We start from the raw sequence: 9,313 nt of genomic DNA on the forward strand, positions 1-9,313 counted from the left end.
CGGCTGCGCCGGGTGCTGTCGCCTGCCCACTCACCTACCCATTTTCGAGCCAGTCTTTTCGGAGGGTCCACCCTCCGAAAAGACTCACGAGGCGCGGAGCGCCCTACGCCCCCGCAATGAGCGCGACGGCTGCGAGGGCAAGCACCATCCCGACCTGCTGCAGTCGCCCGACCCGCTCACCGAGCATCACCATCGCGAGCATCACCGTCGCGGCGGGATAGAGCGACGCTATGACGCTGACCAGCGACAACAGGCCACCTTGGAACGCATACATCGTCGCCGTCGTCGCTATGACATCGAGGAAACTGACGTAGATCGCGAGCTTCAGCGGCTCGCCGTGCGGTGGTGAGAACTGCCGCGCAGCCAGAGCCACACCCCACACGACGACCGTCGCGGTCGCGCGCGAGGCCAGCACCGGCCAGAGACCGCCGCCTTCGGGAATTTTGTGCAAGAAGATGAATGCGAACGCGAACGCGACGCCCGACCCCACCGTCAGCCACGCCACCGTCTTGGTGAAACGCATGTCCCGCCCGCCGGTGATCTCCGACGTCGTTTCGTCCGGCGATTCCTTGCTGACCAGCACGACCGCGACGAGTGCCAACGCGATACCGCCGTACGCAAGCGCAGCTGGTCGCTCCCCCGCCGCAAGGCCGACACCGACCGGAATGCCGGCGACGAGAACCGCGGTCAGCGGCGACACCACCGCCATCGGACCCGACGCCAACGCCAAGTAGAACCACCACACCGCAAGACCACCCGCGACGCCGGACGCCGCACCCCACAGCAGTCCCGCGGTCGACAACGAGCCGCCGACGAAGGGGGCGATGAGCAGCACGATCAGTACCGACAGCGGGTAGGAGACGATCACCACCCGAAGAGCTGCAACCCGCCTCGATGCGACACCGCCGATGAAGTCACTGACTCCATAGCTGAGTGCGGCAGTAAGAGCGAGCAGGATCGCGGTCAGCGCATGCCCTTGATACGGCGACCGAGTTCGCGAGTCACCTCGCGCTCGGCATCACGCTTGGCCAGATCCTGGCGCTTGTCGTAGTCCTGCTTACCGCGAGCGAGCGCCAACTCGACTTTGACCTTGCCGTCGGCGAAGTACATCGACAGCGGCACGAGCGTCTGGTTGCCCTCTCGTGTCTTACCGACGAGGTGCTCGATTTCGCGCTTGTGCAGCAACAGCTTTCGTGTGCGCCGCGGCGAATGGTTGGTCCACGTGCCCGCCGTGTACTCCGGGATGTGCAACCCGCGCAGCCACACTTCGCCGTCGTCGACCGTTGCGAACGCGTCGACCAACGAGGCCTTACCTTCGCGCAGGCTCTTCACCTCGGTGCCGACCAGCGCGATACCCGCCTCGTAGACGTCGATGATCGAGTAGTTGTGCCGCGCCTTGCGGTTGGTCGCGATGTTCTTGCGGCCCTTTTCCTTCATGCCAGGGCCCCTTTCGCGCCGGACGTCGGATGAACTCCAGTCAACAATAGGTCCTGAGGCAATCGATTTATTCCGCCACCACCCACGCACCACGTCGGTCGCGCTACTCGCGCACGTACAACCGCAGCGTCACGTACGCGGTCACCGCGGCGAACCCGATGCCACCGAGAACGAGGAACGGGGAAATCAGCAGGATGTCGCTCGCGGTGATCGGCGGAAATACATTGCTGGCATAGAGGTCACCCAGCGCGCTGTCGATGACGAGAGGCTTGGCGGCGAACAGGCCGACGATCGCAAGCACCGAACCGACGAGCGCCGCGACGATCGCCTCGAGCAGGAACGGCAGCTGGGTATACCAGCGAGTCGCGCCGACCAGACGCATGATGCCGACTTCGGCCCGACGGGTCATCGCCGCGATCTGCACCATGTTCGCGATCAACAGCAACGCAGCGATCACCTGCACGAGCGCGAGACCGAACGCCGCATTGCGCAGACCGTTGAACACACTCACCAGCCGGTCGACCAGTTCCTTCTGATTCAGAATGTTGGCGACACCCGGCCTGGCACTGAACTGCTGATAGATCGCCGGATACAGCTCCGGATTCTCCATCTTGACCTTCATCGATGCAGGCAACGCATTGGCACTGATCAGGTTGGCGAACTCGGGCTGATTCTTGAACACCCGTTCGCGCGCATCCTGCAGCGCATCGGCTTTGTTCAGATACTGCACGGACGTGACGCCCGGCGTGTTCTCCAGATCGCTTCGCAGCGTCTTGCACAGATCCTGGGCACAGTCCGGATCGGAATCGGACACATCGTTGGTGAGGAAGATCTGCACCTCGATGCGGTCGAGAAAGAAGTCCTTGGTCTTGTCTGCCATCTGCACGGCTAGCAGGCCGCCACCGAACAACGCGAGCGAGATCGCGGTCGTGAGGATCATGGCAATGGTCATCGTGATGTTTCGGCGCAGACCCCGCAGGACCTCGCTGAAAATGAAGCTGGCGCGCATGGAATCGAGTTCCTTTTCTTCTTATGACGGTGAGCTTCGGGAGGGTCGGCCGGCTACCTGCCGACGCCGTACACCCCGTGCGCCTCGTCACGAATCACCTTGCCGAGATCCAGTTCCACCACGCGACGCCGCATCGAGTCGACGATGTGGTTGTCGTGTGTCGCCATCATCACCGTCGTCCCGGTGCGGTTGATGCGCTCGAGCAGCAACATGATGTCCTGGCTCGTATCGGGGTCGAGGTTTCCGGTCGGCTCGTCCGCGAGCAATACCAGTGGCCGGTTCACGAAGGCCCGCGCGATGGCTACGCGTTGTTGCTCGCCGCCGGACAGTTCGGTCGGCAGTCGGTCGGCCTTACCAGCCAGGCCTACCAATTCGAGCACCTCGGGGACGGTCCGCTTGATCACCGCACGCGGCTTCCCGATCACTTCGAGTGCGAAAGCGACGTTCTGCTCGACCGTCTTCTGCTGCAGCAGCCGAAAGTCCTGGAAGACGCAGCCGATCCGCTGCCGCAGTTTCGGCACGCGGCGAGCAGCGAGTTTGTTGACGTGGAAATCCGCGACTTTGATATCGCCGGACGTGATCGACTCTTCCTTCAGCAGCAGTCGAATCAGTGTCGACTTTCCCGAACCCGACGCACCGATGACGAAAACGAACTCACCTTTGTCGACTTCGATGTTCACCTTGTCCAAGGCGGGCCTGCCGGACGCCTTGTAAGACTTGGACACATTCTGGACGCTGATCACGGGGAGCCAGTTTAGCTCTCCCCGTACCCTCGCTCCGGCTGCAACGCGGGCAGCAGGGCTATCGAAACCGAAGCGGATCGAAACCGAGGCAGGCGGACTCGCATCAGACCGTTTCCGACTCGACCAGCGCAACGATGCTGCGACGCACTTCTGCGAGCAATTGCTCCCACGTGTCGAAATCGGCGGGGTCGATCGGTTGGCCGAACTTGATCCACACCTTCTGATTCCGGTTGAACTTCTTCGCACCCTCTAGGTCGCGCTTGAGCGGGACGACCTTGTTCGTGCCGATCGCACCCACCGGGATGATGGGGACGCCGGTACTCATCGACAGCTTCGCGACACCGGGTTTGTACGGCTCGGTGTCGCCCGGGCTGACGCAGCGACCTTCCGGATAGATGAGCAGGACACCGCCATGATTCAAGACCGACTCCGACGCTGCAACGGCGTCACGGCCGGAATCGGCGTTGCGACGGATGACCGGGATGTGCCCGAGATTGCGCAGCAGCCACGACACGACCGGCATGGTCCACAGCTCTGCCATCGCGACTGCGACCGCGCGGCGCCGCAGTGCGCCCCACAGGAAGATGGCGTCCACCATCGAGATGTGGTTGCTGGCAACGATGATCGCGCCGTACTTCGGGATGACCTCGCGGCCGGTCACCGTCACGTCGACGAACTTGACGAACGCGAGAAACCGCAACAGTCGGCGCAGCAACTTGGTCGTCAGCCACGCCCGCTTGCGTAGCCCGTCGGGCCTCGATTCATCCGACACGTTCTTATCCCCCTGCAGGAGCCGTCGGTTCGACGTTGGGAGCTTGCGTCTGCGGCGGCGGCACGGAATCTGCAGGAGCGCTGGTCGGCAGTTCGCTTCCGGGAGCGGACGGTCCACTGCTCGGTGCCGCGGTGGTCGGCGACACCGAGGTCTGCGTGGTGGTCGTCGGCGGTTCGGTCGTCGGCTCCCGAGTTGGCTCGCTCCGATTCTCGGCGGCGGGGGCAACGGGGGCGACGGGTGCAGGAGCATTCTCGATTGTCGTCGGCTCGGGGCGAACGAGGATGTAGACGGTCAACGTCAGAACCCACGCGGCGATGAGAATCCAGGTGGAACGTCGTAGGTGCAATTTCACGCGGTCTCCTCCGGGGTATCCGGGCCGCTCGCGATCGCAGTACCGCTCATACCCGCTGCGGCGGCGCCGAGTCCTTCACGACGCAGTGCTGCCGCAACTCGCACCCGGAGATCGCGACCGACCTGGAACTGCTTGCCAGGCAAGGTCCGCGCGACCATTCGAATGTTGACCTGATCCACTTCGATGCTCTCGATTCCCATCACTGTCGGTTCGTCAAGCAGCATTGCTTGGAGTCGCTTCTCCCGGTACGCCTTCGCACCGACGTCACGAAGGACCTCGTTCACAAGGTTGAGATCGACCGATGTGGGCACCGGGATCTCGACCACCGCGCGCGCCCAATCCTTGGACAGGTTCTTGACTTTCACGATCTGCCCGTTGGGGACGGTGATCATTTCGCCGTCCGTCGATCGCAGCTTCGTGATGCGCAGCGTGACGTCTTCGACGGTACCGTCCGCGACCTCAGCAGAACCGTTCACCGAGATCTCCACCACGTCACCGAACCCGTATTGCCGCTCGGTGATGATGAAGAATCCGGCGAGAATATCCTGCACGATTCGCTGCGCGCCGAAGCCGAGCGCGGCACCGAGCACTGCGGCCGGCGCAACGAGTCCGTTGAGCGAGAAGCCCAAATTCTGCAGCACCCGCATGCCGACGAGGATGTAGATCAAGGTCAACACAACCCAGGTCAGGACCTGTGCCAGCGCATGGCGGTGCTTAGCGGCTTCGGTCCGAACCAACGCGTCGCTGGTCTGGAAGCTGGAGTCGATCTGTTCGGTGATGCGATCGCGACCCCAGGTCACGAATCGTCCGACGAGCACGGCTCCGACCAGGAGCAGCACGATCTGCAAGCCACTCGACCTGAACCATTCGTTGATATCGGTCATTGGCGCGATTCCCGGCACCTGCACGTCAGGCCTGCTCACTCATACGCCAGCGGATCCCGGATTCCAGGAAGCCGTCGATGTCACCGTCGAGCACCGCCGACGGGTTGTTGACCTCGTATTCGGTACGGAGGTCTTTCACCATTTGATAGGGGTGCAGCACATAGGAGCGCATCTGGTTGCCCCACGAGCTGCCGCCCTCGCCCTTGAGCGCATCCATTTCGGCGCGCTCTTCGAGCCGCTTGCGCTCGAGCAGTTTGGCCTGCAGTACCCGCATGGCCGAAACCTTGTTCTGCAGCTGCGACTTCTCGTTCTGACACGTCACGACGATCCCGGTCGGGATGTGGGTCAACCGGACGGCAGAGTCGGTCGTGTTGACGCTCTGCCCGCCGGGACCCGACGAGCGATAGACGTCGACACGCAGGTCGCCTTCCGCGATATCGATATGGTCGGTCGTTTCGACCACCGGCAACACCTCCACCTCGGCGAACGACGTCTGTCGTCGACCTTGGTTGTCGAACGGACTGATTCGGACGAGCCGATGCGTTCCCTGTTCCACCGAGAGCGTGCCGTAGGAATACGGCGCCTTGACCGCAAATGTTGCGCTCTTGATGCCGGCTTCCTCGGCGTAGGACGTGTCGTAGACCTCCACGCCGTACCCGTGTTTCTCGGCCCAGCGGATGTACATCCGCATCAGCATCTCGGCCCAGTCTGCCGCATCCACGCCACCCGCGCCGCTTCGAATATTGACCAATGCGTCACGTTTGTCGTATTCACCGGAGAGCAGGGTCCGTACTTCCATGACCTCGATATCGCCGTGCAAGGCTGCGCGTTCGGCGTCGGCATCGGCCGTCGCGGCTATCGCTGCGTCGCCTTCCTCACCCTCGGCGAGTTCGTAGAGGACCGGCAGATCTTCGAGGCGTTGCCGCAGGTCCTCGACTTTGCGCAGTTCACTCTGTGCGTGCGACAGCTGGCTGGTGACCTGCTGAGCGTGCTCCTGGTCGTTCCACAGCGACGGATCAGCTGCCTGGTGTTCGAGTTCGTCGATGCGTCGGCGCAGCTCTTCGACATCGAGAACCGACTCGATGGTTTTGAGAGTTGTGTCTAGCTCGGCGAGATCGGCCGTTACGTCAGGATGCACGAGGTTCAAGGTTACCGGGCATCGGCGCCGTACCGGACATCCGGCGGTCCGACCAGCCGAGTTTGCACAAGCACTGAGTTCGCCACCAGGTGCCTGCCGGATAGGTTTCCGCTCAGGTCGATTCGAACCCTTCCACGACCTCTATGGCGGTCGACATCCTTGGAGTCGGCGCTCATGCACGGGTGCTTACCTGACTACTTTTCGTGACTACTTTCGTGACCGCGTGTCATGACTGCCCGGAGGTTTCCACACCATGACCGTCACCGACGAATACCTGTCCAACAATGCCGACTACGCCGCCGAGTTCAGCGGACCCCTTCCGCTGCCGCCGAGTAGGAACGTCGCGGTGCTCGCCTGCATGGACGCCCGCCTCGACGTCTACCGTATTCTCGGTCTGAAGGACGGCGAAGCACACGTCATCCGCAATGCAGGTGGCGTCGTTACCGACGACGAGATCCGTTCGCTTGCGATCAGCCAGCGACTGCTCGGGACGAAGGAAATCATCCTCATCCACCACACGGACTGCGGCATGCTCACCTTCTCCGACGACGACTTCAAGCGTGGCATCCAGGACGAAATCGGCATCAAGCCGACTTGGTCCGCCGAGGCTTTCCCCGATCTCGAGGAAGATGTGCGGCAGTCGCTGCGTCGTATCGAGAACAATCCGTTCGTCACCAAGACCGAGTCGTTGCGCGGGTTCGTCTTCGACGTCGCGACGGGCAAGCTGAACGAGGTCACTGCTTCCTGAGCTGTTTCAGCTCAAGGCATCCGCCCAGGTCAGTCCGCTGAGCTGACGAATGTCGGTTGATCCGACCGCAAGCTCGACGGTGTGGATCACCACGCGCGCAGCGAAATCCAGTGCATGAATGCGAACCTGATCGTCGGTGACGACGATCCGCAGACCCTGGTTCTGCGGGTCGTCGTGCGCTTGTTCGCCCCCGCGGCCGTTCGCCTCCCAGCCGAACTGGACAGCACCCGTGTTGGCGACCGCAAACCCGGCGGGATCGCCGCCTGCGACGATGCGACGGGTGAACCAGTCGTCGCGGTACAAACTCCAGTGCGTGTGCCCGCTCAGGAACAACACTTCGGGATGAGCTCCGAGAATCTCGAGTAGCCGATCCGCTTCCGCGTAGTCGCGTTGATACACGTTCGGCGCCTGGGTGACCGGGTCGTCCCCCGTCGCAGAAATGGTGCGCGGCAGCACGTGATGGCTCGCGACAAGCACCGGTCCGCGAGTCCGCGGCGCCGCCAATTCGGTTGCGAGCCACTGCAGCTGTGCGTCGCCGAGTACAACTTCGTGGCCACCGCGTTCGCGGCCGTCGATCGAGCCGAGCCGCAACACCCGAACGCCACCGACGTCGTGGGCCGAGTACAACCCCGGCATGGCGGTGTAGTTGCGAAACCGGTTGATCGCCGTCGAACTAGAGCGCCACTTGTGCAGCGGCAGATAGAAGTCGTGGTTGCCGATCGTGAACAGCAAAGGCGGATGCGGCGTCGCGGCAAGCCTGGCCATCAACTCGTCCCACTGCCACCGATAGCCCCGCAACGTGAGGTCGCCGTTGATCAGCAACTGGTCCGCAGGCGGAAATTCGGCGAAGGCGGCCAGCGCGACATCGAGGTCGGCCACGTCACCCTGCACGTCGGAGAGCACGTCGAAGCGGACTGGTTGGCTCATAACCGCAGATTCTGCACCGTAAACTTCTGGACCGGTACGGTGACAAACGTGTCCAGCGCCGAGAATTCTCCGTACCGCGCCGACCTCGAGCTCGCGCTCCTGATCGCCGACGCGGCCGACCACATCACTCGCGACCGCTTCGGTGCGCTCGACCTCCGCATCGACGACAAGCCCGACCTGACGCCCGTCTCCGACGCCGACCTCGCCGTCGAGCGAGTGACGCGCGACGCGCTCACGGCACAGCGACCCGACGACGCCGTGCTCGGCGAGGAGTTCGGCGGCACAGTCACCTTCGAAGGCAGGCAGTGGGTCATCGACCCGATCGACGGGACCAAGAACTTTGTCCGCGGCGTGCCGATCTGGGCGACGTTGATCGCGCTACTCGACGACGGCGTGCCTGTCGTCGGGGTCGTCAGCGCGCCCGCGTTGGCGCGTCGCTGGTGGGCTGCCGCCGGTGGCGGCTCGTGGACCAGATTCGACGGTGACGAGGCGAAACAGCTGTCGGTCTCGACCGTCGGCAGTCTCGGGTCGGCGAGCCTGAGTTTCGCAAGCCTGTCGGGCTGGCGAGATCGCGGACTCCGGGACCGGTTCGTCGATTTGACCGACGACGTGTGGCGGGTGCGCGGCTACGGCGACTTCTTCTCCTATTGCCTGCTCGCCGAAGGCGCGTTGGAGATCGCTGCCGAACCGGAAGTCTCGCTGTGGGATCTCGCGCCGCTCGACCTCCTCGTTCGCGAGGCCGGCGGACGATTCACCTCACTCGCGGGCGCGCCAGGCCCACACGGCGGCGACGCGGTTGCAACCAACGGGCTGTTGCACGACGAAGTCCTCACTCGCCTGCGGGATTCGTGACGCGGTTTTAGGCTCAGCGCCATGGAGTTCGTGCGGCTCGTTCTGCTTTTCGTCCACATTCTGGGTTTCGGCGCACTGCTGGGTGGGATGTTCGTCCAGATGTCGGCGAGCGACAAACGGATCAACGGACCGATGCGTGACGGGTCGGGCACCGCGTTTCTCGCCGGCCTGCTCCTTGTCGGCGTTCTCGAAGCCGGCGATTCGACCGTCGATCACGCGAAGGTCGCCGTGAAACTCGTTGTCGGCCTGGTGATCCTGGTCCTCGTCATGGCGAACATCCGCAAGCCGAAGATTCCGGATGCGTTGTTCTACGCCATCTTCGGACTTACCGTGCTCAACATTGCCGTCGCCGTGTTCTGGTCACCGGTGCACAAATAGACAAGGGCGCTTCGCGCCTCGTGAGACATCCCTAGGCTTTAAGAGTCAAGCGGCGAGTGTTTTCGGCGTTGTT

Annotated in this window: 12 protein-coding genes; 3 read left to right on the forward strand and 9 right to left on the reverse strand. The window is 63.2% G+C overall.

Going from position 1 to position 9,313, the window contains the following annotated elements; all coding sequences use genetic code 11:
- Positions 1-103: 103 nt before the first annotated feature.
- From ACHIRB_RS10960 to prfB, 8 genes are all read right to left on the reverse strand, one after another.
- Positions 104-955 carry an EamA family transporter gene (locus ACHIRB_RS10960; protein ID WP_395126614.1) on the reverse strand — a complete coding sequence of 284 codons (852 nt, stop codon included), beginning with the start codon at positions 953-955 and terminating at the stop codon, positions 104-106.
- Between the two features lie 8 nt (positions 956-963).
- Positions 964-1,437, reverse strand: a complete 474-nt coding sequence (gene smpB / locus ACHIRB_RS10965) for an SsrA-binding protein SmpB (protein WP_199703005.1) — start codon at positions 1,435-1,437, stop codon at positions 964-966.
- 103 nt (positions 1,438-1,540) lie between these two features.
- The gene (gene ftsX / locus ACHIRB_RS10970) at positions 1,541-2,446 is read right to left on the reverse strand and encodes a permease-like cell division protein FtsX (RefSeq protein WP_199703006.1); all 906 of its coding nucleotides are present in this window, start codon (positions 2,444-2,446) and stop codon (positions 1,541-1,543) included.
- Positions 2,447-2,499: 53 nt separating this feature from the next.
- Positions 2,500-3,189 carry a cell division ATP-binding protein FtsE gene (gene ftsE, locus ACHIRB_RS10975; protein ID WP_199703007.1) on the reverse strand — a complete coding sequence of 230 codons (690 nt, stop codon included), beginning with the start codon at positions 3,187-3,189 and terminating at the stop codon, positions 2,500-2,502.
- 103 nt (positions 3,190-3,292) lie between these two features.
- Complete coding sequence (locus tag ACHIRB_RS10980) at positions 3,293-3,961, reverse strand: lysophospholipid acyltransferase family protein (RefSeq protein ID WP_395126609.1); 669 nt, start codon at positions 3,959-3,961, stop codon at positions 3,293-3,295.
- 4 nt (positions 3,962-3,965) lie between these two features.
- Complete coding sequence (locus ACHIRB_RS10985) at positions 3,966-4,313, reverse strand: hypothetical protein (protein ID WP_395126610.1); 348 nt, start codon at positions 4,311-4,313, stop codon at positions 3,966-3,968.
- The gene (locus tag ACHIRB_RS10990; RefSeq protein WP_395126611.1) at positions 4,310-5,197 is read right to left on the reverse strand and encodes a mechanosensitive ion channel family protein; all 888 of its coding nucleotides are present in this window, start codon (positions 5,195-5,197) and stop codon (positions 4,310-4,312) included. The genes ACHIRB_RS10985 and ACHIRB_RS10990 overlap by 4 nt, the downstream gene beginning before the upstream one ends.
- A gap of 25 nt (positions 5,198-5,222) precedes the next feature.
- On the reverse strand, positions 5,223-6,335 hold the full coding sequence (gene prfB / locus ACHIRB_RS10995; RefSeq protein WP_395113283.1) for a peptide chain release factor 2: 1,113 nt from the start codon (positions 6,333-6,335) through the stop codon (positions 5,223-5,225).
- Between the two features lie 253 nt (positions 6,336-6,588).
- Here prfB and ACHIRB_RS11000 point away from each other — a divergent pair, with 253 nt between their 5' ends.
- A complete protein-coding gene (locus ACHIRB_RS11000; RefSeq protein ID WP_199703011.1) occupies positions 6,589-7,083 on the forward strand; it encodes a beta-class carbonic anhydrase in 495 nt (164 codons plus the stop codon).
- A gap of 6 nt (positions 7,084-7,089) precedes the next feature.
- Here ACHIRB_RS11000 and ACHIRB_RS11005 read toward each other — a convergent pair whose 3' ends face one another.
- The gene (locus ACHIRB_RS11005; protein ID WP_395126612.1) at positions 7,090-8,010 is read right to left on the reverse strand and encodes a DUF4073 domain-containing protein; all 921 of its coding nucleotides are present in this window, start codon (positions 8,008-8,010) and stop codon (positions 7,090-7,092) included.
- Between the two features lie 48 nt (positions 8,011-8,058).
- Here ACHIRB_RS11005 and hisN point away from each other — a divergent pair, with 48 nt between their 5' ends.
- Both hisN and ACHIRB_RS11015 read left to right on the forward strand, forming a co-directional pair.
- On the forward strand, positions 8,059-8,862 hold the full coding sequence (gene hisN, locus ACHIRB_RS11010) for a histidinol-phosphatase (RefSeq protein WP_199703013.1): 804 nt from the start codon (positions 8,059-8,061) through the stop codon (positions 8,860-8,862).
- Between the two features lie 21 nt (positions 8,863-8,883).
- The gene (locus ACHIRB_RS11015; RefSeq protein WP_395126613.1) at positions 8,884-9,240 is read left to right on the forward strand and encodes a hypothetical protein; all 357 of its coding nucleotides are present in this window, start codon (positions 8,884-8,886) and stop codon (positions 9,238-9,240) included.
- The last annotated feature ends 73 nt before the right edge of the window (positions 9,241-9,313 follow it).

It is taken from the genome of Antrihabitans spumae (assembly GCF_043944905.1).
Lineage (GTDB): Bacteria > Actinomycetota > Actinomycetes > Mycobacteriales > Mycobacteriaceae > Antrihabitans > Antrihabitans spumae.

Excerpts from the sequence above, each read along its gene's own strand:
- smpB (WP_199703005.1), bottom strand. The coding sequence starts at position 1,437 with ATGAAGGAAAAGGGCCGCAAGAACATCGCGACCAACCGCAAGGCGCGG.
- ACHIRB_RS11005 (WP_395126612.1), bottom strand. The coding sequence starts at position 8,010 with ATGAGCCAACCAGTCCGCTTCGACGTGCTCTCCGACGTGCAGGGTGAC.
- ACHIRB_RS11000 (WP_199703011.1), top strand. The coding sequence starts at position 6,589 with ATGACCGTCACCGACGAATACCTGTCCAACAATGCCGACTACGCCGCC.
- ACHIRB_RS11015 (WP_395126613.1), top strand. The coding sequence starts at position 8,884 with ATGGAGTTCGTGCGGCTCGTTCTGCTTTTCGTCCACATTCTGGGTTTC.
- ftsX (WP_199703006.1), bottom strand. The coding sequence starts at position 2,446 with ATGCGCGCCAGCTTCATTTTCAGCGAGGTCCTGCGGGGTCTGCGCCGA.
- ACHIRB_RS10990 (WP_395126611.1), bottom strand. The coding sequence starts at position 5,197 with ATGACCGATATCAACGAATGGTTCAGGTCGAGTGGCTTGCAGATCGTG.